Source organism: Agromyces solani, from assembly GCF_058349925.1.
Genome location: NZ_JBYRER010000002.1, coordinates 846,815 through 869,764, shown reverse-complemented (window position 1 = coordinate 869,764; position 22,950 = coordinate 846,815). Strand labels below are relative to the sequence as shown.

22 protein-coding genes are annotated in these 22,950 nt (G+C 72.7%); 5 read left to right on the top strand and 17 right to left on the bottom strand.

Annotated elements, in window-relative coordinates; genetic code table 11:
• Positions 1-45 precede the first annotated feature (45 nt).
• Positions 46-2,358, bottom strand: a complete 2,313-nt coding sequence (locus AC3RJ7_RS11695) for a heavy metal translocating P-type ATPase (RefSeq protein ID WP_491456000.1) — start codon at positions 2,356-2,358, stop codon at positions 46-48.
• 54 nt (positions 2,359-2,412) lie between these two features.
• Between AC3RJ7_RS11695 and AC3RJ7_RS11690 the strand changes: the two genes are divergently transcribed.
• Complete coding sequence (locus AC3RJ7_RS11690; protein WP_275506703.1) at positions 2,413-2,688, top strand: metal-sensitive transcriptional regulator; 276 nt, start codon at positions 2,413-2,415, stop codon at positions 2,686-2,688.
• 84 nt (positions 2,689-2,772) lie between these two features.
• Here AC3RJ7_RS11690 and AC3RJ7_RS11685 read toward each other — a convergent pair whose 3' ends face one another.
• The 6 genes from AC3RJ7_RS11685 to AC3RJ7_RS11660 all read right to left on the bottom strand — a co-directional run bounded on the left by AC3RJ7_RS11685 (position 2,773) and on the right by AC3RJ7_RS11660 (position 8,592).
• Entirely contained in the window at positions 2,773-3,771 is a 999-nt protein-coding gene (locus AC3RJ7_RS11685; RefSeq protein ID WP_491455999.1) for a glycerophosphodiester phosphodiesterase, read from the bottom strand.
• A gap of 100 nt (positions 3,772-3,871) precedes the next feature.
• Complete coding sequence (locus AC3RJ7_RS11680; protein WP_491455998.1) at positions 3,872-4,123, bottom strand: hypothetical protein; 252 nt, start codon at positions 4,121-4,123, stop codon at positions 3,872-3,874.
• An 8-nt stretch (positions 4,124-4,131) separates the two neighbouring features.
• Complete coding sequence (locus tag AC3RJ7_RS11675) at positions 4,132-4,992, bottom strand: aldehyde dehydrogenase family protein (protein WP_491455997.1); 861 nt, start codon at positions 4,990-4,992, stop codon at positions 4,132-4,134.
• On the bottom strand, positions 4,989-6,575 hold the full coding sequence (locus tag AC3RJ7_RS11670) for an aldehyde dehydrogenase family protein (RefSeq protein WP_491455996.1): 1,587 nt from the start codon (positions 6,573-6,575) through the stop codon (positions 4,989-4,991). The genes AC3RJ7_RS11675 and AC3RJ7_RS11670 overlap by 4 nt, the downstream gene beginning before the upstream one ends.
• 11 nt (positions 6,576-6,586) lie before the next feature.
• Positions 6,587-7,609 (bottom strand): deoxyribose-phosphate aldolase, encoded by a 1,023-nt coding sequence (deoC, locus tag AC3RJ7_RS11665; protein WP_491455995.1) that lies wholly within the window; start codon positions 7,607-7,609, stop codon positions 6,587-6,589.
• A 38-nt stretch (positions 7,610-7,647) separates the two neighbouring features.
• Positions 7,648-8,592, bottom strand: coding sequence for a sugar-binding transcriptional regulator (locus AC3RJ7_RS11660; RefSeq protein ID WP_491455994.1), 945 nt, complete (start codon positions 8,590-8,592; stop codon positions 7,648-7,650).
• A gap of 118 nt (positions 8,593-8,710) precedes the next feature.
• Between AC3RJ7_RS11660 and AC3RJ7_RS11655 the strand changes: the two genes are divergently transcribed.
• Complete coding sequence (locus AC3RJ7_RS11655) at positions 8,711-9,643, top strand: ROK family protein (protein WP_491455993.1); 933 nt, start codon at positions 8,711-8,713, stop codon at positions 9,641-9,643.
• An 86-nt stretch (positions 9,644-9,729) separates the two neighbouring features.
• Here AC3RJ7_RS11655 and AC3RJ7_RS11650 read toward each other — a convergent pair whose 3' ends face one another.
• From AC3RJ7_RS11650 to truB, 5 genes are read right to left on the bottom strand one after another with little or no spacing between them, the layout of a single operon-like run.
• Entirely contained in the window at positions 9,730-10,941 is a 1,212-nt protein-coding gene (locus AC3RJ7_RS11650) for an MFS transporter (protein ID WP_491455992.1), read from the bottom strand.
• Complete coding sequence (locus AC3RJ7_RS11645) at positions 10,938-11,870, bottom strand: bifunctional riboflavin kinase/FAD synthetase (protein WP_491455991.1); 933 nt, start codon at positions 11,868-11,870, stop codon at positions 10,938-10,940. Before AC3RJ7_RS11645 ends, AC3RJ7_RS11650 begins: the two co-directional genes overlap by 4 nt.
• Positions 11,867-12,319: a hypothetical protein gene (locus AC3RJ7_RS11640; RefSeq protein WP_491455990.1), complete on the bottom strand. Its 453-nt coding sequence runs from the start codon at positions 12,317-12,319 to the stop codon at positions 11,867-11,869. The genes AC3RJ7_RS11645 and AC3RJ7_RS11640 overlap by 4 nt, the downstream gene beginning before the upstream one ends.
• A 29-nt stretch (positions 12,320-12,348) precedes the next feature.
• Positions 12,349-12,717: a hypothetical protein gene (locus AC3RJ7_RS11635; RefSeq protein WP_491455989.1), complete on the bottom strand. Its 369-nt coding sequence runs from the start codon at positions 12,715-12,717 to the stop codon at positions 12,349-12,351.
• Positions 12,714-13,655, bottom strand: coding sequence for a tRNA pseudouridine(55) synthase TruB (gene truB, locus AC3RJ7_RS11630; RefSeq protein WP_491456172.1), 942 nt, complete (start codon positions 13,653-13,655; stop codon positions 12,714-12,716). Before truB ends, AC3RJ7_RS11635 begins: the two co-directional genes overlap by 4 nt.
• Positions 13,656-13,729: 74 nt before the next feature.
• Here truB and AC3RJ7_RS11625 point away from each other — a divergent pair, with 74 nt between their 5' ends.
• Entirely contained in the window at positions 13,730-14,725 is a 996-nt protein-coding gene (locus AC3RJ7_RS11625; protein WP_491455988.1) for a ketopantoate reductase family protein, read from the top strand.
• A 124-nt stretch (positions 14,726-14,849) separates the two neighbouring features.
• On the opposite strand, the gene AC3RJ7_RS11620 is transcribed toward AC3RJ7_RS11625, so the two are convergent.
• Together AC3RJ7_RS11620 and AC3RJ7_RS11615 are read right to left on the bottom strand one after the other, a co-directional pair.
• On the bottom strand, positions 14,850-16,364 hold the full coding sequence (locus AC3RJ7_RS11620; protein ID WP_491455987.1) for a hypothetical protein: 1,515 nt from the start codon (positions 16,362-16,364) through the stop codon (positions 14,850-14,852).
• Positions 16,365-16,731: 367 nt separating this feature from the next.
• Positions 16,732-17,319, bottom strand: coding sequence for a nucleoside/nucleotide kinase family protein (locus tag AC3RJ7_RS11615; RefSeq protein ID WP_491455986.1), 588 nt, complete (start codon positions 17,317-17,319; stop codon positions 16,732-16,734).
• A gap of 50 nt (positions 17,320-17,369) precedes the next feature.
• Here AC3RJ7_RS11615 and AC3RJ7_RS11610 point away from each other — a divergent pair, with 50 nt between their 5' ends.
• Positions 17,370-18,260 carry an HhH-GPD family protein gene (locus tag AC3RJ7_RS11610; RefSeq protein ID WP_491455985.1) on the top strand — a complete coding sequence of 297 codons (891 nt, stop codon included), beginning with the start codon at positions 17,370-17,372 and terminating at the stop codon, positions 18,258-18,260.
• A 52-nt stretch (positions 18,261-18,312) separates the two neighbouring features.
• Complete coding sequence (locus tag AC3RJ7_RS11605; protein ID WP_491455984.1) at positions 18,313-19,239, top strand: LysR family transcriptional regulator; 927 nt, start codon at positions 18,313-18,315, stop codon at positions 19,237-19,239.
• A 27-nt stretch (positions 19,240-19,266) separates the two neighbouring features.
• Here the strand turns inward: AC3RJ7_RS11605 and rbfA are convergent, their stop codons facing one another.
• The 3 genes from rbfA to AC3RJ7_RS11590 all read right to left on the bottom strand — a co-directional run bounded on the left by rbfA (position 19,267) and on the right by AC3RJ7_RS11590 (position 22,887).
• Positions 19,267-19,734 carry a 30S ribosome-binding factor RbfA gene (gene rbfA / locus AC3RJ7_RS11600; protein WP_491455983.1) on the bottom strand — a complete coding sequence of 156 codons (468 nt, stop codon included), beginning with the start codon at positions 19,732-19,734 and terminating at the stop codon, positions 19,267-19,269.
• 57 nt (positions 19,735-19,791) lie between these two features.
• Positions 19,792-22,554: a translation initiation factor IF-2 gene (gene infB, locus AC3RJ7_RS11595; RefSeq protein ID WP_491455982.1), complete on the bottom strand. Its 2,763-nt coding sequence runs from the start codon at positions 22,552-22,554 to the stop codon at positions 19,792-19,794.
• Positions 22,555-22,641: 87 nt separating this feature from the next.
• Positions 22,642-22,887: a YlxR family protein gene (locus AC3RJ7_RS11590; RefSeq protein ID WP_491455981.1), complete on the bottom strand. Its 246-nt coding sequence runs from the start codon at positions 22,885-22,887 to the stop codon at positions 22,642-22,644.
• Positions 22,888-22,950: the final 63 nt, after the last annotated feature.

The following is a 22,950-nucleotide window of genomic DNA, read 5'->3' as shown; positions in this document are numbered from 1 at the left end:
GCGTGATCCCCCGAACGCGGCGGGCGGCCGCCGGTCGACCGCGGCTCAGGCCCGACGGAGCCTCAGGCTGTTGAGCACGACGAACACGCTCGAGAACGCCATCGCGGCGCCCGCGATCATCGGGTTGAGGAAGCCCGCCGCCGCGAGCGGGATCGCAGCCACGTTGTACGCGAACGCCCAGAACAGGTTGCCGCGGATCGTGCCGAGGGTGGCGCGCGCGAGCGAGATCGCGTCGGGGATGGCGCCGGGCTCGTCGCGGGTGAGCGCGAGATCGCTCGCGCTCGCCGCCGCGTCGGTGCCGCCGCCCATCGCGATGCCGAGGTCGGCCGCCGCGAGCGCGGCGGCGTCGTTCACCCCGTCGCCGACCATCGCGGTCTTGTGACCGTCGGCCCGGAGGCCGGTGACGACCGCGAGCTTGCCCTCGGGGCTCGTGCCCGCGTGCACCTCGTCGATGCCGAGCTCCGCGGCGACGCGGCGGGCCGGCCGTTCGGCGTCGCCCGTGACGAGCACCGGGGTGAGCCCCTGGCCGCGCAGGCGGTCGATCGCCTCTCGGGCGCCGGCCCGCGTCGTGTCGCCGACCTCGAGCACGGCGCGCACCTCGCCGTCCCAGCCGACGGCGACCGCGGTCGCATCGGAGTCGGCGATGCGGCGGGCGAGGTCGTCGGGCAGGCGCAGGCCGAGCTCTTCGAGGAATCGGGGGCGGCCGACCGCGGCGCTCACGCCGTCGACGACACCGGTGACGCCGAGTCCGGCGTGCGCGCGGAACTCCCGGACCGCCGGCACGGCGACGCCGCGCTCGGCGGCGCCCGCGACGACGGCGCGGGCGATCGGATGCTCCGACCGCTGTTCGAGCGCCGCGGCGACGCCGAGCGCCGTCGTTGCCTCGGCCGAGGCATCCACGACGATCTCGCCGAGCCGCATGCGGCCGGTCGTGAGCGTGCCCGTCTTGTCGAGCAGGATCGTGTCGATGCCGGCGATGCGGTCGAGGGTCTCGGGCCCCGTGATGAGGATGCCGCGCTCGGCGCCGCGCCCCGTGCCCACGAGGATCGCCATCGGCGTCGCGAGGCCGAGCGCGCACGGGCAGGCGATGACGAGCACGGCGACGGCCGCGGTGATCGCCTGCTCGACGGGGCTGCCGGTCGCGATCCACACGATGGCGGTGCCGAGGGCGATCGCGATCACGATCGGCACGAACACGGCCGAGATCCGGTCGGCGAGGCGCTGCGCGCGCGACTTCCCGAGCTGCGCGTCCTCGACGAGTCGGGCGATCTGGGCGAGCCGGGTGTCGGCGCCGACGCGTGCGGCTTCGACCACGAGGCTGCCGCCGTGCACGATCGTCGCCGCGGTGACCTCGCTGCCGGGAGCGGCGTCGACGGGCGCGGGCTCGCCGGTGAGCATCGACTCGTCGACGCTCGCCTCGCCGTCGACGACGGTGCCGTCGGCGGCGACCCGCTCGCCGGGCCGCACCACGAAGCGGTCGCCGGGGTGGAGCTCGGCGATCGGCACACGGGTCTCGACGACCGCGGCGCCCTCGCCGCGGAGGACGGTCACCTCGCGCGGGGCGAGCTCGAGCAGCGTTCGCAGCGCCCGCCCCGCCCGGCGCTTCGATCGCGCCTCGATCCAGCGCCCGAGCAGGATGATCGTGATGACCCCCGCGGCGACCTCGAGGTACACGTCGCCACCGGGGGCGCCGCGTACGCCGAAGGTCCACTCGTGGGTCATGCCCGGCATGCCGGCGTGCCCGAAGAAGAGGGCCCAGAGCGACCACGCGAACGCGGTGAGCGTGCCGAGCGAGACGAGCGTGTCCATCGTCAGCGAGCCGTGCCGCAGGTTCACCCAGGCTGCGCGGTGGAAGGGCCAGCCGCCCCACACGACGACGGGCGCGGCGAGCGCGAGCGAGAGCCACTGCCAGTAGGTGAACTGCAGCGCAGGGATCATCGCGATCGCGACGACCGGCACCGTCAGCACGGCCGACACGATCAGCCTGGTGCGCAGCGGGTCATCCGTCGCGGATGGCTCGGCGGACGCCGCGGTCGGAGCCGGTTCCGCCGTTCGGGCGGGTGCCGGGTGCTGGGCCGCGACCGTGCGTTCCCGCGCGCTCGGCGCCGGCGGCGAGGCATCCGCACCACCGACCGGCGTCGCCGTGTACCCGGCCTGCCGGACCGCCTCGACGAGCGCGTCGATCGACGTCGTCGACGGGAACCGCACCCGTGCCCGCTCGGTCGCGAGGTTGACGGCGGCCTCGACGCCGTCGAGCCGGCCGAGCCGTTTCTCGACGCGGCCGACGCAGCTCGCACAGGTCATGCCCTCGATGTCGAGGTCGATCGTGCGCAGCCGGGAGTCGTCGAGCGTGGTCATGGCGTCGACTATACCCCCTAGGGGTATCGGGTGCAAACGCGGTATCCTGTACTCGTGATCGAGGACATCAAGAAGCGCGCCCTGCACCGCACGAAGATCATCGAGGGCCAGCTGCGCGGCATCGAGAAGATGATCGAGAACGACGACTACTGCGTCGACATCATCACGCTGTCGCTCGCCGTGCAGAAGTCGCTCGGGTCGCTCAACAAGCTGCTGGTCGAGAACCACCTGCGCACGCACGTCACCCACCAGTACGAGGCGGGCGGCGACGAGCGCGAGGCGGCCGTCGCCGAACTCGTGCGCATCTTCGAGCTCTCCAACCGCGGCTGAGGCCTCCCGGCCTGCACGGCCGACTCGGGCGCGCCCGCTCGCCGGCGGCGCCCGTGCCCGCGCCAGCGTCGGCGCCGCGGCCGATCAGGTTCCGGGCGCGGTCTCCGCGAGCCACGCGTCGAGCTCGCTCGGCTCGTCGGTGATGATGCCGTCCACCCCCATCGCGTTCACGGTCTCCCAGTGCTCGAGGGTGTTGAGCGTGTAGCAGAGCACCGCGATACCCGCCTCGTGCGCCAGCTCGAGCGCGCCCGGCGCGGCCGTGACCGAGTCGACGGTCGTGCCGAACCCGATGACGCCGAGGTGCTCGGCGAGGGGCACCGGGTCGGCGGGCAGCTCGCGGATGAGCATGATGCGCGGCAGCGTCGGCGCGACCGCCTGGAGCGAGGTCAACGTCTCGATGCTGAAGCTCTGGAGCACGACCCTTCCGCGCAGGCCGTGGCGCTCGACGAGGTCCGTGACGAGGCGCACCTCCTTCGGCGTCCAGTCGGCCTTGAGCTCCACGAGCGCCCGGGCCTCGTCACGCGCGGCGAGTTCGCCGAGGAAGGCGTCGAGCGTAGGGATCTTCGCACCCGCGTACTCGGGCGCGTACCAGCCCCCCGCGTCGAGCCGCGACAGTTCGTCGAGGTCGAGCTCGCCCACGCGGCGACGGTCGCCGGTGATGCGCTCGAGGGTCGTGTCGTGGAAGAGCACCGGAACGCCGTCGCGGCTGAGCTGCACGTCGGTCTCGACGAACTCGAGCTCGTCCATCGCGAGTTCGAGCGAGGGCATCGTGTTCTCGGGCGCCGTCGCCCGGTCACCTCGATGGCCGACCGTGAAGGCCGGCTCGCCGGGTTCGCGCAGCGCGCCGAAGACGTCGATCGCGTACACGATGGGCGGCGACTGCGCGATGAACAGGATCGTCGCGACGAGCGCGACGGCGGCCGCCGCGATGGTGGCGCGGATCGCTCGACGTGGTGGGCGCTCGAGCCGCGCGAGGAGGAGCGATCGGGTCGGGTGCGTTGATGCGGCGGCACTCGGCCGCCGACGTGCGGTCGTCGGGGCGACCGCACGCGAGGCGTGCGTCACGGGTTCGGGCCTTTCCACCGGCCGTGCTCCGTCGCGCGACCGGTGCAGGAAACCTTAGCACCGTCGTTACCGTTTCGTTACCGTTCGGCGAGACCGGATGCGGGCACAGCTCGCTCGGTCACCGCCGTTCGTTGCCGCGACGGTAGTTGCCGGTGACCCGGGCGAGCAGGTGCTGCGCCGCGAGCTCGTCGCCGGCCGCCTCGGCACGTTCGAGCCCGGCGACGAGCCGTGCCGCAGCCGAACCGCCGACGGTCGTCACGACGCGACCGCCGCGCGAGACGAGTACCGCGCCGTCTTTGGCGACGCGGTACTCGAACGGGTCGGAGACGAGCCGTCCTCGCTCGTCGGACGCGCCGCTGCGACCGGACACTGCGGGACCTACCGCAGGCTCTTCGTGTGCCAGACGGTCTTCGTCTCCGTGAACGCCGTGATGCGGCCGAGGGCGGGTGCCGCGGCGTCGGGGCCGTTCTCGGGGCGCAGCACGCGCTTCAGCGTGTCGGCCGCGTCGACCTCGAGCGAGACCCAGTCGAGCCCGCCCGCACCGACGAGGTCGATGGCGTTGACGTCGGCGTGGCTCGCGAGCCACGGCGCGATCTCGGCGGGCGACCCCGTGAGCACGTTCACGACGCCCTTCGGCACGTCGCTCGTCGCGAGCACCTCGGCGAGCGAGATCGCCGACCGCGGGAACCGCTCGCTCGCGACGATCACGACCGAGTTGCCGGCCACGAGGGCGGGGGCGAGCGCCGACACGAAGCCGACGAGCGACGAGTCCTGCGGGGCGATGATCGCGACGACGCCCGTCGGCTCGGGCACCGAGATGTTGAAGTACGGACCTGCGACCGGGTTCGCGTTGCCCGCGACCTGGGCGAACTTGTCGGCCCAGCCGGCGTACCAGACCCACCGGTCGATGGCCTCGTCGACCTGGGCGGTCGCGACGGCGCGCGAGACGCCCTCGGCCTCCTCGATCTCGGCGACGAACTGGGCTCGACGCCCCTCGAGCACCTCGGCGATGCGGTAGAGCACCTGGCCGCGGTTGTACGCGGTCGCGCCGGCCCAGCCGGCGACTCCGCCGCGCGCCGCGACGACCGCGTCGCGCGCGTCCTTCCGCGAGGCCTTCGCGGCGTTCGCGAGGAAGCGACCGTCGGCGGCGACGACCTCGTAGGTGCGCCCCGACTCGCTGCGCGGGAACGCGCCGCCGATGTAGAGCTTGTAGGTCTTCGGCACGGCGAGGCGGCTCACTTCGCGGCTCCCTTCTTCGCGGCGCCCGCTCGTCGGGCGCGCGCCTTCGGCTTCGACGCGGATGCCTCGGCCGAGGCATCCGCGCGCTCGATGCGGCGCTGCGCGCCCCCGCGGCCGGCGGTGACCTGCGCGGCCGAACGCCCGATGGGCGCCGGGGACAGGTAGGCGGCGAGGCCGTGGCGGCCACCCTCGCGGCCGTAGCCCGACTCCTTGTAGCCGCCGAACGGCGAGCTCGGGTCGAAGCGGTTGAACGTGTTCGCCCAGATCACACCCGCGCGCAGCTGGTCGGCGACGGCGAGGATGCGGCTGCCTTTGTCGGTCCAGATGCCGGCCGAGAGGCCGTACGGGGTGTTGTTCGCCTTCGCGATCGCCTCCTGCGGTGTGCGGAACGTGAGCACCGAGAGCACCGGGCCGAAGATCTCCTCACGGGCGATGCGGCTCGAGGTCTGCACGTTCGTGAAGATCGTCGGCGCGTACCAGAAGCCGTTCTCGGGGATCTCGCACGGTGCGCTCCAGCGCTCGGCGCCCTCCTCGACACCGGCATCGCTCAGCGTGCGGATGCGGTCGAGCTGCTCGCGGGAGTTGATGGCGCCGATGTCGGTGTTCTTGTCGAGCGGGTCGCCGAGGCGCAGCGTCGAGAGGCGCGTCTTCAGGCGCTCCACGACCTCGTCGTGGATGTTCTCCTGCACGAGCAGGCGGCTGCCGGCGCAGCAGACGTGGCCCTGGTTGAAGAAGATGCCGTTGACGATGCCCTCGATCGCCTGGTCGATCGGCGCGTCGTCGAAGACGATGTTCGCGGCCTTGCCGCCGAGCTCGAGGGTCGCCTTCTTGTCGGTGCCCGCGATCTGCTTCGCGATCGCGCGGCCGACCGCGGTCGAGCCCGTGAACGCGACCTTGTCGACGCCCTCGTGCGCGACGAGCGCGGCGCCCGTGTCGCCCGCGCCCGTGACGATGTTCACGACGCCCGGGGGCAGGTCGGCCTGCTGCAGGATCTCGGCGAAGATGAGCGCCGTGAGCGGCGTCGTCTCGGCGGGCTTCAGGACGACCGTGTTGCCGGCGGCGAGCGCGGGCGCGATCTTCCACGCGAGCATGAGCAGCGGGAAGTTCCACGGGATCACCTGTGCGGCCACGCCGAGCGAGCGCGGGTCGGCGCCGAGGCCGGCGTGGTCGAGCTTGTCGGCCCAGCCCGCGTAGTAGAAGAACCACGCCGCCACGAGCGGCACGTCGACGTCGCGCGACTCCTTGATGGGCTTGCCGTTGTCGAGCGACTCGGCGACGGCCAGCTCGCGGGCGCGTTCCTGCACGAGGCGGGCGATGCGGAAGAGGTACTTGCCCCGGTCGCGACCGCTCATCTTCGACCAGACCCGGTCGTACGCGCGCCGGGCGGCGGCGACCGCGTCGTCGATGTCGGCCTCGTTCGCGTTCGCGATCATCGCGATGCGCTCTTCGCTCGACGGCGAGATGGTCTGGAACGGGGTGCCGCGGCCGTCGACGAACTCGCCGTCGATGAACAGCCCGTAGGCGTCGCGGAGGTTGAGGATGGCGCGCGACTCGGGGGCCGGCGCGTACTCGAGGAAGCTCATGTTCAGTCCAGTCAGTCGATCGTCACGTAGTCGGCGCCCGAGTAGTGCCCGGTCGTCATCTTCTGCCGCTGCAGCAGCACGTCGTTCAGGAGGCTCGACGCGCCGAAGCGGAACAGGTGGGGCACGAGCCACTCCTCGCCGACGGTCTCGGCGACCGTGACGAGGTACTTGATCGCGTCCTTCGAGGCGCGGATGCCGCCGGCCGGCTTGACGCCCACCCGATGACCCGTGAGGCGGTACCAGTCGCGTACGACCTCGAGCATGAGGAGTGTGACGGGCAGCGTCGCGGCCGGCTGCACCTTGCCGGTGGAGGTCTTGATGAAGTCGCCGCCCGCGAGGATCGCGAGCCACGACGCGCGGCGTACGTTGTCGTACGTCACGAGCTCGCCGGTCTCGAGGATCACCTTGAGGCTCGCGCTCGTGCCGTCCGCACGACGGCACGCCTCCTTCACGGCCGCGATCTGGTCGAACACCTCGCCGTAGCGGCCCGCGAGGAACGCGCCGCGGTCGATCACCATGTCGATCTCGTCGGCGCCGGCGGCGACCGCCTCGGCCGTGTCGGCGAGCTTGATCTCGAGCGACGAGCGACCCGAGGGGAACGCCGTCGCGACCGCGGCCACCGAGATGAGCCCGTCGTCGGGGTCGCCGTGTGCGGCGCCGAGGGCCTCGGTCGCGAACGGCACCATGTCGCCGTAGACGCAGACCGCCGCGACGCGCGGCACCGTCGGGTCGGCCGGGTCGGGGTTCATCGCCTTCGCGACGAGCGAGCGCACCTTGCCGGGGGTGTCGGCCCCTTCGAGGGTCGTGAGGTCGATGAGCGAGATGATCTTGTCGAGCGCCCAGCGCTTCGACGTGGTCTTGATCGAACGGGTGCCGAGCGCGGCGGCGCGCTGCTCGAGCCCGACCGCGTCGACCCCGGGGATGCCGTGGAGGTAGCGGCCGAGGGTCTGGTCGTCGGGTTCGCCGCCGAGCACGGCGAGCGCGCGCTCGCGTGCGGTGACGAGCGCGGTGCCGGTGTTGGCCGGAGCTGACATGGGGTGACCTGGCTTTCGTTGCGAGTTGCGGGACGGCGTCAGCCGTCGAGGAGATGGAGGGCGGTCGCCTCGTCGGTGACGAGCACCGTGCAGAGACCGCTGCGCACGACCGCGTCGGCCACGGCGTGCTTCGCCGGGCCGGCAACGACGGCGACGGAGAGCCGCGCGGCGCGCAGCTCGTCGAGCGTGAGGCCGACCGTGCGCGCGTCGAGCGCCGGGTCGACGATGTTGCCGTCGGAATCGATGTAGCGGCCGACGACGTCGCCGACGGCGCCCTTCGCGACGAGCAGGTCGACGTCGGTCGGCGACAGGTAGCCGCTCTCGACGTGCACCGAGTTATGGTCGGCGGCGCCGGCGCTGAAGAGGTAGGCGTCGGCCGAGCGGGCGAGCTCGATGACGCCGGCGACGACGCGGTCGGACTCGATCGCCTCCTTCGTCTCGAGCCGCTCGAGGATGGCGGGGCTCGGCAGGAGCGTCGCCTGGCCGCCGCCCTTCTGCGCGATGGAGACCGCGGTCGCCGCCGCGGTGCCCGCACGGCGGTTGAGGCTCACGCCGCCGTTGATCTGGACGACGTTGACGCCCGTGGCCCAGCCGTTGCGCAGGTGCTGGGAGATCTCGAAGAGGGTGCGCCCCCAGCTCACACCGAGGGTGCGCGGCACCGGCCGCAGGGCCGTGAGGTAGTCGGCGGCCGCCTGAGCCGTGCGCGCCTGCAGCTCTTCGAACGACGCCACGCCGGCCGAGGACACGACGATCGCGTCGTCGAGGCCGCGCTCGTCGCGCAACCGCCGTTCGATCGGCAGGCGTCGCGCACGCGGGTGCACGATCTCGATGCGGATGAATCCGCGGTGCTTGGCCTGCGCGAGGAGTCGACCGACCTTCCACCGGGTGAGGTTCAGCGCCTGCCCGATCTCGTCCTGGGTCTTGTTCTCCTCGTAGTAGAGCTCGGCCGCCCTGATCGAGAGGAGTTCGTCGATCTCGTCCATGCGCCTCCGTCCGCCTCCCTCCCAGCGTAGGCAGCGTCGTGCGCAGCGGCAACACTCGCGGGCATTCCTGCTCATATGAGCATTCCGAGCACGGATGCTGCGCGCCTATGCTGGTGCAATGCCCACGCCCCTCGCGCTCGCCGTGGACTTCGGCGGCACCAAGGTCGAAGCCGCCCTCGTCGAAGCATCCGGCCGCCTCGTCCCCGACTCCCGCCGCCGCCGTCCCACCGGCCCGACCGCCTCCGCGACCGAACTCGACGACGCCGTGCGCGAGGTCGTGGCGCACGCGCTCGCCGCGCTGCCGGCCGATGCCGAACTCATCGGGGTGGGTGCCGGATCGGCCGGCCCCATCGACGTCGCGACCGGTCGCGTCTCGCCGCTCAACGTGCCCGCCTGGCGCATGCACCCGCTGCGCGACGTCCTCGTCGAGGCCGTACCCGACGTTCCCGTCACGCTGCGCATCGACGGGCTGTGCATCGCCCTCGCCGAGCACTGGGTCGGCGCGGGCCGCGAGGCCGCGAACCTGCTCGGCATGGTGGTCTCGACGGGAGTGGGCGGCGGCATCGTCATCGGCGGTCGTGCGGTCGCGAGCCCGACCGGGAACGGCGGCCACATCGGCCACATCGAGGTCGGCGGCTTCGACGACCGCTGCTCGTGCGGCGGCCGCGGCTGCCTCGAGGCCGTCGCCTCCGGTCCGCGCACCGTCGCGTGGGCGCGCACGCAGGGCTTCGAGGGCACCACCGGGGAGGACCTCGCCCGAGCCCACGCGGCCGGCGACGCGATCGCGATCGCCGCGGTCGAGCGCGCGGGCCGCGCGATCGGCCAGGCGATCGCCTCGGCGACGAACCTGCTCGACCTCGACCTCGTGGCGATCGGCGGCGGGTTCTCGCGGGTCTCCCCCGTGCTGTTCGACCACGCCCGCGCCGCGGTCGCCGAACGCACGGCCTTCGCCTTCGCGACCCGGGTCGAGATCGTGCCGTCCGGCCTCTCCGACGAGGGCCCGCTCATCGGCGCGGCCGCCCTCGTGCACCGCCCCGACCTCGTCGTCTGACCCGCGCTCGGAGGTGCCCGCTCCGCGCCGGGCCGCGGTCGCCGTTCGGCGGCGCGTCGCGTGGAACCGGATCGGGGCGGTGTCGCTCAGCGTGCGCCGGCATCCTCCACGTAGCGGGGGCGCGCCGCGATGACGCCCGCGATCGCGCCCGGCACGATCGAGGCGAGCAGCAGGATGAGCGGCACCGTCCAGCCGTCGGTCGCCGCGTGCACGAAGCCGATGACGAGCGGGCCGGCAGCGGCGACGAGATAGCCGGTCGACTGCACGAAGCCCGAGAGCGCGACCGCGCCGGCGTGCGTGCGGGATCGCAGGTTGATGAGCACGAGCGCGAGCGGGAACATCAGCGGACCGATGCCGGCGAGCGCGACCCACAACCAGGTCGCCGCCGCCGGCGCGACGAGCAGCCCGAGGTAGCCGAGCACGAACGCCGCCATCGACACCGCGACGAGCAGGCGCACCCGACCGTGGCGGGCGGCGACGATCGGGACGACGATGCCGGCGGGCAGGCCCATCGCCGCGTAGAGCGACAGCAGCGCCCCCGCCTGCGCGGGCGTGACGCCGGCGACGTCGACGAGCAGCCGCGGCAGCCAGGCGAACGCCGAGTACGCGTTGAACGAGCTCACGATGAAGATCACGACGAGCGACCAGGCGACGGGCGATCGCACCACCCGGCCGAGCCCGGCCGCGCCGGGCTCCTCCGGCAGCGCGTCGCCGGCGTCGCGCCTCGGGTGGACGAGCAGCGCGATCCACGGGATCACCGAGACGACGGCCACGACGGCCCACGCCCCGATCGAGACGCGCCACCCCGCGGCATCCGCGACGGGAACCGCGACGAGCGGCGGAATGAACGTGCTGATCGACATCGCCGTCACGTAGATCGTCGTCACGAGCCCGATGCGGTCGGGGAAGTAGCGCTTGACGAGCGGCGGCAGCAGCACGTTGCCGATGCCGGTCGTCGCGAAGATCACGACGCCGGCGGCGACGAGTGCGAACGCCGAGTCGGCGAGCCCCCGCCAGGCGAGGCCCGCCGTGAGCGCGAGGAGCGCGACGACGAGCAGCGGCTCGAGCCCGAACCGCTTCGCGAGCGGCGGCGTCGCGATGCCGAACACGGCGAAGCAGAGCGGCGGCAGCATGCCGAGCAGGCCCACGACCGCGGGGTCGAGCGCGATCTCGTGCTCGATCCGGGCGATGATCGGCGAGAGCGACGCGACGCCCGTGCGCAGGTTCACGGCGACGAGGGCGATGCCGACGAGGGCGAGCGCCCGGCCGGCCCACAGCGGCCGAACGGCGGCCGTCACAGGCCGAGGATGCCGCGGGTGCGCTCGACGTCGTCGCGGATGGTGTCGATCAGGTCGGGGATCGTCGTGAAGGCGACCATGCCGCGGATGCGGTCGACGAACTCCACGTCGACGACGTGGTCGTAGAGGTCGAGCTCGCGGTCGAGCACGTACGCCTCGACCTGCTTCTTCGGCACGCCCTCGAAGGTCGGGTTGTCGCCGACCGAGATCGCGGCCGGATAGCGCGTGCCGGCGTCGGTGAGCCAGCCGGCGTAGACGCCGTCGGCCGGAATGAGGCCCTCGGACTCGGGCGTGAGGTTCGCCGTCGGGAACCCGAGCTCGCGCCCGCGGGCGGCGCCGTGCACGACGATGCCCGACACGGTCGGCGTGTGGCCGAGCAGCTCGGTCGCCCGACGGACGTCGCCCTCGGCGAGGAGCTCGCGCACCCAGCTCGACGAGACGCGCCGCTCACCGTCGGGGGCGACGTCGTCGACCACCTCGACCGTGAATCCGAACGTCGCGCCCAGGTCGGCGAGGAGGGTCACGTCGCCCGCGCCCCGGGCGCCGTAGCGGAAGTCGCGCCCGACGAGCACGGCCTTCGCGTGCAGCGTGTCGACGAGCACTCGCTCGACGAACTCGGTCGCCGGCACCGAGGCGAGCGCCCGGTCGAACGGCAGCAGCACCGTGGCGTCGATGCCCGTCGTCGCGAGCAGCTCGAGCTTCTGCCGGTTGCTCACGAGCGACTCGGGGCACTTGTCGGGCGCCAGCAGCGCGAGCGGATTGCGGTCGAACGTGACGACCGTCGTCGCGAGGTCGTGCGCGTCGGCGATGCCGCGGAGGCGCGCGATGATCTCGCGGTGCCCGCGGTGCACGCCGTCGAACTTGCCGATCGTCACCGCCGTCGGCCCGAAGCCGTGCGGCACCGCCTCGAGTCCCTTGAACGTCTTCACGCGGCGTCCGCCTCGACGGGGCGGTGCTTCGCGAGCCACCACATGCCGAGCACGGGCAGCACGAGCGGGATGAAGAGGTAGCCGCGCCCGAACCACGACCACACCGTGTCGTGCGGGAAGAGGGCGGGGTCGACGACGCTCAGCGCGCCGACCACGAGCACGCCGGTGAGCTCGAAGATCAGCGTGACCCAGGCGACGCGGTACCAGACCCGCCCCGGTCGCACGAGCGCGATCGTCGCGACGACGTAGACGGCCGCGGCGAGCGCGGAGAGCGCGTAGGCGAGGGGCGCCTCGTCGAACTTCGTGACGATCTGCACGAACGAGCGACCGAGGGCCGCGAGCGCGAGCACCCCGTAGACGGCGACGAGCACGCGGCCGACGCCGCTCATGCGGGTCGCGCGGGTACCGGCCGGACCGGTGGTTGCGGGGGCGCTCTGCAGTCGTTCCATGACGTTCGATTCTCTCAGACGCACGGGCCTCAGACGCCCTGCACGGTCCAGATCTGGTACATGCGGTACACCATCACGGCGACCGCGAGCGCGGCGACGCCGAGCACGACGGTCGACCACCGGTTCGGTTCGAGGAGCGCCCAGAACGCTGCGGCGGGCGACACGAGCGCGGCCGAGACGAGGTAGACCCAGAACTCGAGCGCGTTGCCCGAGGGCGCGTTCCCGACGGCGGGGGCGACGATCGCGACGACGACCTGAACGACGAGCAGCACCTCGACCACGGCGACCGACCCGAGCGTGAGGTCGCTCGGCTTCCGCCCCGCGAGGCCGAGCACGAGGCACAGGAGCCCCGCCACGACCGCGACGGCCAGCTGCACCCAGGTGAACCACTCGATCATGCGCGCTGCTCCTGCGGGAATCCGGTGACGACCTTCCACTGCGTGCCGCGCCGTTCGACGATCGCGACCAGGCGCTCGCCCGGCGCGATCGCGGCGACGGCGCCAGACGTGGATGCCTCGGCGGCGTCGGGCGCGGCGGCGATGCGCTTGCCGTGGCCGAGGTCGACGGCCTCGTCGTCGGTGATCTCGACGACCGGGAGGGCGCGCCGGGCCGCGTCGGCCGGGGCGATGAGTCGCGCGGCGACGTCGAAGCCGTCGAGCTCGCCGGCCTCGTCGACCGCGAACCGGCCGATGCGGCTGCGCCGGAGCGCCGTCAGGTGGGCGGCGGTGCCGAGCGACGCACCGAGGTCGCGCGCGAGCGCGCGGACGTACGTGCCCGACGAGCACTCGACGCGGACGTCGAGGTCGAGGCATCCGTCGTCGCCCTGCCGTACGGCGAGCAGGTCGTACGCCGTCACCGTCACGCGGCGCGGCGTGATCTCGACCGTCTCCCCGTCGCGAACGCGCTGGTAGGCCCGCTTGCCGTCGATCTTGACGGCGCTCACCGAACTCGGCACCTGGTCGATCTCGCCCGTGAAGGCGCGCATCGCCTCTCGGATCGCGGCGTCGCCGCGGTCGCTCGACGCGGTGAGCGCGACGACGACGGCGTCGCCCTCGGCCGTGCGCGGCAGGGCGTCGCCCTCGGCGTCGTCGGTCGTCGTGCCGAGGCCGAGGCGCACCGTCGCGAAGTACTCCTTGTCGAGGCCGACGAGGTAGTGCAGCAGTCGGGTCGCGCTGTCGACGCCGAGCACGAGCAACCCGGTCGCCATCGGGTCGAGGGTGCCGGCGTGGCCGATCTTGCGGGTTCCGGCGAGCCGGCGCATGCGGGCGACCACGTCGTGGCTGGTGATTCCCTGCGGCTTGTCGACGAGGAGGATGCCGCTGTTCACGCGGTACAGGCTAACAGTCGAGCGCCCCCGCCCGGAGCCGTGCACGGCCGACGGGCGCGCCGTGCGGCCCTACGCTGGAAGCCGTGAGGATCGGCATCATCGGCGCGGGTGCGCTCGGCGGGACGTTCGCGGCGCTGCTCGCCCGGGCCGGGCACGAGGTCGAGGTGACCGCGCGGGGCGCGGGCCTCGCCGCCATCCGGGAGCACGGCATCCGGCTGAGCGGCGGGTACGGCGAGGCGCACGCCCGCGTCACGGCTTCCGAGATCCTCTCGGTGCGCCCCGACCTCGTGCTCGTGTGCACGAAGGCGCAGGACGCGGCCGCCGCGATCGAGGCGAATGCCGCACTCGTGGACGGCGTGCCGGTGGTCGTCGTGCAGAACGGGCTCGACGGCGTCGCGACGGCCGAGCGCCTCCTGCCGGCATCGACGTGCGTCGGGCTCCTGTCGATCATCGCCGCGAACTACACCGAGCCCGGCGTCGTGCGGGTGACCACGCCGGCGACGAGCTACCTGGGCCGTGGCGACGGCGAGCCCGACGCCGAGTCCGAGCGCCTGGCACGCATCCTCTCCGACGCCGTCCCGGTCGTCGCGATCCCGGGCTTCCGCGGCGCGCAGTGGACCAAGCTCGTCGTGAACATGGTCAACGCGGTGCCGACGATCGTCGGACGCAGCGTGCAGGACGTGATCGACGACCACCGCCTCCGACGCGTCGTCGCCGCGTCGATGCGCGAGACGGTGCGCGTCGGCATCGCGCGCGGTGTGCGCTTCGGCGCCCTGCAGGGCCTCGGCGACCGGCGCCTGCGGCTCTTCGCCCGGCTGCCGCTCCGGCTCGGGCAGGTGCTGCCGTGGCTCATGCGCGTCCGCATGGGCTCGGTGCCGAACCTCGGGTCGACCCAGCAGAGCGTGCGCCGCGGCCAGCCGACCGAGATCGACTTCCTGAACGGGGCGGTCGTGCGCGAGGCGGCCGCCGCCGGACTCGACGCCCCCGTCAGCCGGGCGCTCACCGCGCTCGTCCACGAGGTCGAGGCGACGGGCGCTCCCCTGCCCGACGAGCGAGTGCTCGAGGCCGTTCCCATCTGACCGCGGGATGCCTCGGACCGCGGGCTCGGCCCGAGGCATCCCCCGTTCGTACCGACGACGAAGGGGGCCCGGCGAACCGGGCCCCCTTCGGTCATCGCGTGCGCTGGGCAGCGCGGCGACGACCTCAGCCGTTCTTGCGGCGCAGGCGTGCGACGACCACGAACGCGGCGCCCGCGAGCACGATGACGCCCGCGACGATGGCGATCGAGGTGCCGGCGAAGCCGGTCTCCGCGAGGCCCGAGCCGCCGGCCGGAGCCGCCTCCTGGTCGCCGGCCGGGGTCGACGGGGTTTCGCCCTCGCCGTCACCGTCGGCCGGTCCGGCGGGGGTCACCGGCGGTGCCGCGATGCAGTCGGGCGTCGCCGGCGGGTAGGCCAGCGCCACCTCGAGCTCGGGGTTGACGACGAACTTCGCGCTCGTCAGGTCGTGCGTCCAGGCGTAGTTGCCGTCGGTCTTCACCCAGGTGCCGTCGTCGAGCTGCTTCCAGCCCGGCCAGGCGATGGCGTTGCCCTCGTCGTCGACCGCGGCGCCGGGCCACAGCGTCTTGCCCTCGAGCTCGCCGTTTTCGTCGAGCGTTCCGAGCTCGATCGTCTCGGTGTTCTCGCCGTCGGTCAGGACGAGGGAGACCTCGCGGTTGGTGACCTGGTGGTCGGGGTCGGTGAGGACCACGTCGAAGAAGATCCACGGGGCGTCGGCGACGCAGGTGCCGGTCGCGACCGAGCCCTCGAGGCTCGGCTCGGCGGGCTCCTCCTCGCACGGCGTGTCGGTGAACGCGAACGTCCACGAGGTCTTCGTGCCCTCGGCGAAGGTGTAGCCGTCGTTCGCGATCGCGGTGATCGTCACCTCGCCGGCCGCGACCGAGCCGTCGACCTTCCACGTGACGGCGTCGGTGTCGCTCGGCAGGGTGAACGCGTCGTTGGCGGTGCCGCACTGGTCGACCGACTCGGGCTCGATCTCGATCGTCGCCTCCTCGGGCTCCTCCGAGCACGGGGTGTCGGTGAAGTGGAAGGTCCAGCTCGTCGTCGCGTCCTTCGCGAACACGTAGCCGGGCTTGGCGGTGGCCGTCACGACGACCGTTCCGCTCGCGACCTCGCCGACGGTCTCCCAGTCGATCGCGTCGGTGTCGGTGAGGTGCGAGACCGCGTCGTTCGCCACGCCGCAGAGGTCGATCGACGTCGGCTCGACGTCGATCGTCACGAGCTCGGGCTCCTCGGGGGTCGTCGGCTCGTCGACGTAGCGCACCGAGTAGTGGCTGATGTCCTTGCCGCTCGGGTGCGAGATCTCGACGCTCTTCACGGGCGGGTCGTACACGGTGACGACCGGGCCGTCGCCCTGCTTGTCGGAGCCGGCCTTGACGCAGACCTCGGCGATGAGCTCGCCCTCGGGCGCCGTGACGACCCAGGTCTTCTCGTCGTTCGCCGACAGGTGGCCGGTGTCCAAGTTCTGGCAGACCTTTCCGCCGTTGCCGTCACCGGTGGCCGAGGCGGGTGCCGCGATGCCGACGAGCGCGAGGCCCGTGCCGAGCGCGACGGCCGCGACGGCCGCGGCGAGCCGGCGCATCGGATTCGGACTGGTGGATCGCTTGCGGGCGAGGACGTCGCCGTCGGCAGCGTGCGCCGAGCGGGCGCCGAGCTTGCTCATTCGGGGTATCTCCTGGGTTCGGCCCGGCGGCGCTGCGAAAACCGGGAGCGAACGAGCGGAGAGCGCGACATGGCGCGGTCGCTGGGCGATCGACCCGACGAGCGGGGCGTGCGAGGCACGCGCGGGTCGGGTCGATCGCGCAGCGGCGATCGACGCGAATGCGTGTCGCGTCGATCTCTGCGGGAGGTTCGGGTACTTCGGGTGGTGCGTCGGGTTTCGCTGCCTGCCGGGGGCTTGGGCAATCAACCCCATTATGTCCGCAAAGAGGGGGACACGCTAGCATTTCGAGCCCCTGCGTGCAGAGATGTCCCCCGAAGACGGGGTACTCGGAACGGGGTACAGGCGGGAGGGGCGATCCGCGCCGCGATCAACGCCTGATCGGTCGTTCGGGATCGGCGAGGTCGACGATCGCATCCGCGACCGAGCGCGGGTCGCGATCGGCGTACGCGAGCCGATCGGCGTCGTCGAGCGGTTCGCCGTCGATGACGACGCGGTAGTCCCAGAGTTCGTCGAGCCGATCCCTCAGCACGAATCGGCCGTCGAGCACGAGGATGGCGTCCGCCGGCCCCGTGATCCATTTCGGCTCGACCCAGGCGTCTCGGGCCGGATCGAGCACGCGCGTGACGAACGCGGTCGAGCCGGCCATCCGGAACGGCTCGACGAGCACGCGCTTGAGCGCGGACTCGTCGAACCCGTAGCGGTAGTAGCGCTCCGCCGTATCGGCCCCGTACGCGTCCTGCGCGGCGCGCGAGCGGTGGAATCCCTCCATGCGGGCGCGGAACACCGTGCGACCGCGCTCCTCGAGCACGGCGGCGAGGTCGTCCGCGAATGCGGTCTTGCCGCTCCGCACCGGCCCGTCGATCGCGACGATCATCCGGCCGCGGCCGTACCGGCGCGAGATCTCCTCCGCGAGTTCGCGGAGGAACGCGACCCTGGGCGTGGTGACGAGGCGCATACGAGCGAGCATAGCCGCGAGGCATCCTCGCATCGCCGTAGGCTGGTCGGATGCCTCGTGCGACCGCCGCCCCCATCCCCGACGCGCTCGTCGAGTGGTTCGCGGACGCCGCGCGCCCGTTGCCGTGGCGCGCCGCCGAGGTCTCGCCGTGGGCGGTGCTCGTGAGCGAGTTCATGCTGCAGCAGACGCAGGTGGACCGCGTCGTCCCCCGCTGGTCGGCGTGGATCGACCGGTGGCCGACGCCGGCGAGCCTGGCCGCCGAGCCGGCCGCCGAGGCCGTCCGCGCGTGGGACCGGCTCGGCTATCCGCGCCGGGCGCTCTGGCTGCACCGCGCGGCCGTCGAGATCGTCGAGCGCCACGGCGGAGAGGTGCCGCACGACGTCGAGGCGCTCCTCGCGCTGCAGGGCGTCGGCCCGTACACGGCGCGCGCGGTCGCGGCGTTCGCGTTCGGCGTGCGCGTTCCGGTCGTCGACACCAACACCCGGCGCGTGATCGCGCGGGCGATCGACGGGCGGGCCGAAGCCACTCCCCCGTCGGCGGCGCGCGACCTGCCCGCGATGACGGCCCTGCTTCCGGCCGAGGACGCCGCTGCACGGACGTTCAACGCGGCGGCGATGGAACTCGGCGCCACCGTGTGCACGGCACGTGCGCCGCGATGCGAGTCCTGCCCGATCCGCGGCCGGTGCGCCTGGCGCGCCGCCGGGTACCCGGCGTACGACGGCCCCAGGAGGGCGCGCCAGGCGCGCTTCGAGGGGTCGGACCGGCAGGTGCGCGGCCTCGTGATGCGCGAACTCCGCGCCGCGCACCGCCCCGTCGCGCGCGACGAGCTGTCACCGCTGTGGGCCGACGCGGCCCAGCTCGACCGCGCCCTCGCGGGGCTCGTCGCCGACGGCCTCGCGGTCATCGCCGACGACGGGGGCTACGTCCTTCCGGACGCCTGATCGGTCGCGACGGAGACCTGCGCACGCCTCCCGACTGTGCGAGCATGCAGGGATGAGCCTCGCTTCCGACCCGCGCCCGGCGCCGAGCCCCGACGACCTGCTCGTGCTGCTCGCGGTCGCCCGGGCCGGGAGGTACACGCTCGCCGCTGCCGAGCTCGGCCTCAACCACACGACCGTCGCGCGACGCATCGATGCCCTCGAGAACGCCCTCGGCGGGCGGGTGCTCGCCCGCGGCGCCTCGGGCTGGGTGCTGACCCCGCTCGGCGAGCACGCGGTCGCCTCGGCCGAGGCGGTCGAGCAGGCGATGCAGGGACTCCGGCCCGGCGGTTCGACCCTCACCGGCGTCGTGCGCCTGTCGGCCACCGACGGGTTCAGCGGGTACATCGCCGCACCGGCGATCGTCGCGGTGCGACGGGAGCACCCCGGCGTCACCCTCGAGATCGTCGCGGCGCAGCGCCGCGCGACCCAGCAGCGGGTCGGCATCGACCTCGAGGTGGTGGTCGGCAGGCCGCACGTGCAGAAGGCGGAGGCGATACACCTCGCCGACTACGTGCTCGGGCTCTACGCCGGCCGTGACTACCTCGCCGCGAACGGCGCACCGGCGACGCCCCGCGATCTCGCCGGGGCTCCGCTCGTCTACTTCATCGAGTCGATGCTGCAGGTCGACGCGCTCGACGAGGCGCGACGGCCAACGCAGGGCATGGTCGACACCGTCTCGAGCACGAACGTCTACGTGCAGGTCGATGCGACACGAGCGGGCGCCGGGTACGGGCTCCTGCCCGCGTTCCTCGCCGACCGCCACGACGATCTCGTCCGGCTGTTCCCCGACGAGGTCGAGGAGCGGCTCCCCTACTGGCTGGTCTGCCGCCCCGAGGCGCTGCGGCAGCCGACCGTCCTCGCGTTCATCGCCGCCCTGCGTGCTCGGGTCGCCGAGGTGCAGGGCGAGCTGCTCGGCCAGGGCACGGCCGCGCCGCGTTGATCGCGCGGCGCGGTGCCGTGCCTCGGCTCAGCGCGTCTCTGCCTCGTCGAACTCGTCGTCGGTGTCGTCGTCGAGCTCACGCGGCTTCACGTACGGGTCGGCGTCGCCGGCGTACTCGGCGTTCGCCGCGAGCGCGGTCGTCGCCTCGTCGCGGGTGCGCGCCTCGCGCAGCAGTTCCTCGATGTGCTCGGCGTTCTCGGGGATCGCATCCGCGATGAACTCGAGCGTGGGCGTGAGCCGCGCCGTGATGTTGCGGCCCACCTCGCTGCGGAGCATCCCGGTCGCGGCCTTGAGCGCGAGTGCCGAATCGCGGCGCTCCTCGTCGGTGCCGTACACCGTGTAGAAGATGCTCGCGTGCTGCAGGTCGCCCGTGACGCGCACGTCGGTGATCGTCACGAATCCCAGCCGAGGGTCGCGAAGCCCCTTGTCGAGACGTCGGGCGACGATCTCCTTGATGCGGTCGGCCATCTTCCTGGCCCGTGCCGGATCAGCCATGGTCAGTGTCTCCTTCCGAGCGGAGCCCGGGGCGGCGAGCCGCCCCGGGCCGTTCGGTTAGACGCGAGGCTTCTCGCGCATCTCGATGGTCTCGATCTCGTCGCCGACCTGGATGTCGTTGTACTTGCCGAGGCCGATGCCCGCCTCGAAGTCCGTGCGGACCTCGGTGACGTCGTCCTTGAACCGGCGGAGCGACTCGATCGCGAGGTTGTCGCCGATGACGACGCCGTCGCGGATGACCCGGGCCTTCGCGTTGCGCGTGATGGTACCGCTGCGCACGATGACACCGGCGATGTTGCCGAACTTCGAGGAGCGGAACACCTCGCGGATCTCGGCGACACCCGACTGGACCTCTTCGTACTCGGGCTTGAGCATGCCCTTGAGCGAGTTCTCGATGTCGTCGATCGCGTTGTAGATGACCGAGTAGAAGCGCACGTCGACGCCCTCGCGGGCGGCGCGCTCGCGCGCCTTCACGTCGGGACGCACGTTGAACCCGATGACGATCGCGTTGTCGATCGTGGCCAGGTCGATGTCGCTCTCGGTGATCGCACCCACACCGCGGTGGAGGATGCGCAGCTGCACCGAGTCGTCGACCTCGATCTTCATGAGCGACTCCTCGAGCGCCTCGACGGCACCCGACACGTCGCCCTTGATGATGAGGTTGAGCGCCTCGACCTTGCCCTCTTCGAGCGCACGCGTGAAGTCCTCGAGCGAGATGCGCTTGCGGGCCTTCGCGAGCTGCGCGTTGCGCTCGGCGGCCTCGCGCTTCTCGGCGATCTGGCGGGCGGTACGGTCCTCATCGGTGACGAGGAACGTGTCGCCGGCGCGCGGAACGCTCGAGAGGCCCTGCACCTGCACCGGTCGCGACGGGGTCGCCGCCGTCACCGGGTCGCCGTTCTCGTCGGCCATGGCACGCACGCGGCCGTAGGCCGTGCCCGCGACGATCGCGTCGCCGACCTTGAGCGTGCCCGACTGGATGAGCACGGTCGCCACGGCGCCGCGCCCCTTGTCGAGCTTCGCCTCGATCGCGACACCGCGGGCGGCCTTGTCGGGGTTCGCGCGCAGGTCGAGTCCGGCGTCGGCCGTCAGCAGGACCGCGTCGAGCAGCTCCTGGATGCCGATGCCCTCACGAGCCGACACGTCGACGAACATGACGTCGCCGCCGTACTCCTCGGCGACGAGGCCGAACTCGGTGAGCTGCTGACGCACCTTCGCCGGGTTCGCGTCGGGCTTGTCGATCTTGTTCACCGCGACCACGATCGGCACGTTCGCCGACTGCGCGTGGTTCAGCGCCTCGATCGTCTGCGGCATGATGCCGTCGTCGGCCGCGACCACGAGGATCGCGATGTCGGTGACCTGCGCACCACGGGCACGCATGGCGGTGAACGCCTCGTGACCCGGGGTGTCGATGAAGGTGATCGCCCGGTCGGTGCCCTCGTGCTCGGTGTGCACCTGGTACGCACCGATGTGCTGGGTGATGCCGCCGGCCTCGCCCGCGACGACGTTCGCGTTGCGGATCGCGTCGAGCAGTCGGGTCTTACCGTGGTCGACGTGGCCCATGACGGTGACGACCGGCGGGCGCGCCTGCAGGTCTTCGTCGGTCTCCTCGGCCTCTTCGGCGTCGAGGTCGATGTCGAAGCCCTCGAGGAGCTCCTTGTCCTCGTCCTCGGGCGAGACGACCTGGATCTTGTAGCCGAGCTCGGCGCCGAGTACCTCGAAGGTGGCCTCGTCGAGCGACTCCGTCGCGGTCGCCATCTCACCGAGGTGGAAGAGCACCGTGACGAGCGAACCGGGGTTCGCGTCGATCTTGTCGGCGAAGTCGGAGATGGAGGCGCCGCGGCGCAGGCGGATGACGGTGTTGCCGTCGCCGCGGGGAACGCTCACGCCGCCGAGCGACGGAGCCTCCCGCATCTCGAATTCCTGCCGCTTCGTCCGCTTGGACTTGCGGGCCTTCGACTTGCCGCCGCCGCGACCGAACGCACCGGCCGTGCCGCCGCCGGGGCCGCGACCACGACCGCCGCCGCCCGCGGGACGCGGGCCGCCGAAGCCGCCGCCGGGGCGCTGGAAGCCGCCGCCGGCACCGCCGGCGCCGCCGCCCGGGCGTGCACCCGCGCCGGCGCCGCCGGGGCGCTGGAAGCCGCCGGGACGACCGGCACCCGCGGGACGCGGGGCGCCGATGCGCGGCGAACCGGGGCGCGGCGCCTGCGGCCGCGGGATGTTGCCGGGGCTGGGACGCTGGCCCATTCCCTGCGAGCTCGAGAACGGGTTGTTTCCCGGGCGCGGCTGGGCGGGACGCTGGCCCATGCCCTGCGAGCTCGAGAACGGGTTGTTGCCGGGGCGCGGGGCGCCGGGCTTCGGGGCCGGGCGCGGGATGGCGCCGCCGGGCTTGGGGGCGCCGCCGGGCTTGGCCACGTCGCCGGACTTCGCCGGGGCGGGCGCGGTCTCTGCGGCGGCCTGCTCGGCCGCGGCCTTCTCGGCGGCCGCCTGCGCGGCCTTCTCCTCGGCCTGGGCCTGGCGCTCGGCGACCGTCAGCGGCGCATCGGCCGGGGCGGGCGCGGGAGCCGGCGCGGCGGGCTTGGGTCCCGGCTTCGGGCCGGGCTTCGCCGCGGTCTTCGCGGGCGCGGCCGGAGCCGCGGCCGCAGCGCCCTTGGCGGCGCCGTCGGCCTCGAGCGCCGCCTTCAGGCGACGCGCGACGGGGGGTTCGATCGACGAGGACGGTCCCTTGACGTACTCGCCCATCTCCTTGAGCTTCTCAAGGGCGATCTTGCTGTCGACACCGAGTTCGGATGCGATCTCGTGTACGCGTGGTTTGGCAGCCACTTCTCTCCTGTTCCGGGCCTGCACCCGGACAGGGGCAGACCGTAATCAGCGGACGGGTCTCATTTCGAGCCGCTCATTACTTGTCCATTAGCCGTTCAGCCTGTTCTCTACGTTGCTGGTGTCCACCTCGCCGCGGATGCGGAGCGCTCGTGCGAAGGCACGGCGTCGTTCTGCGAGGCGGTAGCACTCGAGCGTCGGATGCAACCACGCACCCCTCCCCGGAAGCACGGCCGCATCATCTGCGATCACTCGGGATTCCTGGAGAACGACCCTCATGAGCGAGGATCGCGGGGCGCGCGAACGGCATCCGATGCACGTTCTGACGGGTTCCATCTTACACTCTGCGCTCATGCCCCGCCGACGCGGCCGTCGGCAGGGCTCGAAACCGACTCGCGG

Coding starts and splice junctions, on each gene's coding strand:
- AC3RJ7_RS11660 (WP_491455994.1), bottom strand. CDS start 8,592: ATGGACGAGATCGACGAACTCCTCTCGATCAGGGCGGCCGAGCTCTAC.
- AC3RJ7_RS11640 (WP_491455990.1), bottom strand. CDS start 12,319: ATGGAACGACTGCAGAGCGCCCCCGCAACCACCGGTCCGGCCGGTACC.
- AC3RJ7_RS11635 (WP_491455989.1), bottom strand. CDS start 12,717: ATGATCGAGTGGTTCACCTGGGTGCAGCTGGCCGTCGCGGTCGTGGCG.
- rbfA (WP_491455983.1), bottom strand. CDS start 19,734: ATGGCTGATCCGGCACGGGCCAGGAAGATGGCCGACCGCATCAAGGAG.
- deoC (WP_491455995.1), bottom strand. CDS start 7,609: ATGTCAGCTCCGGCCAACACCGGCACCGCGCTCGTCACCGCACGCGAG.
- AC3RJ7_RS11670 (WP_491455996.1), bottom strand. CDS start 6,575: ATGAGCTTCCTCGAGTACGCGCCGGCCCCCGAGTCGCGCGCCATCCTC.
- AC3RJ7_RS11605 (WP_491455984.1), top strand. CDS start 18,313: ATGAGCCTCGCTTCCGACCCGCGCCCGGCGCCGAGCCCCGACGACCTG.
- AC3RJ7_RS11610 (WP_491455985.1), top strand. CDS start 17,370: ATGCCTCGTGCGACCGCCGCCCCCATCCCCGACGCGCTCGTCGAGTGG.
- AC3RJ7_RS11620 (WP_491455987.1), bottom strand. CDS start 16,364: ATGAGCAAGCTCGGCGCCCGCTCGGCGCACGCTGCCGACGGCGACGTC.
- AC3RJ7_RS11655 (WP_491455993.1), top strand. CDS start 8,711: ATGCCCACGCCCCTCGCGCTCGCCGTGGACTTCGGCGGCACCAAGGTC.
- AC3RJ7_RS11695 (WP_491456000.1), bottom strand. CDS start 2,358: ATGACCACGCTCGACGACTCCCGGCTGCGCACGATCGACCTCGACATC.
- AC3RJ7_RS11590 (WP_491455981.1), bottom strand. CDS start 22,887: ATGGAACCCGTCAGAACGTGCATCGGATGCCGTTCGCGCGCCCCGCGA.
- AC3RJ7_RS11615 (WP_491455986.1), bottom strand. CDS start 17,319: ATGCGCCTCGTCACCACGCCCAGGGTCGCGTTCCTCCGCGAACTCGCG.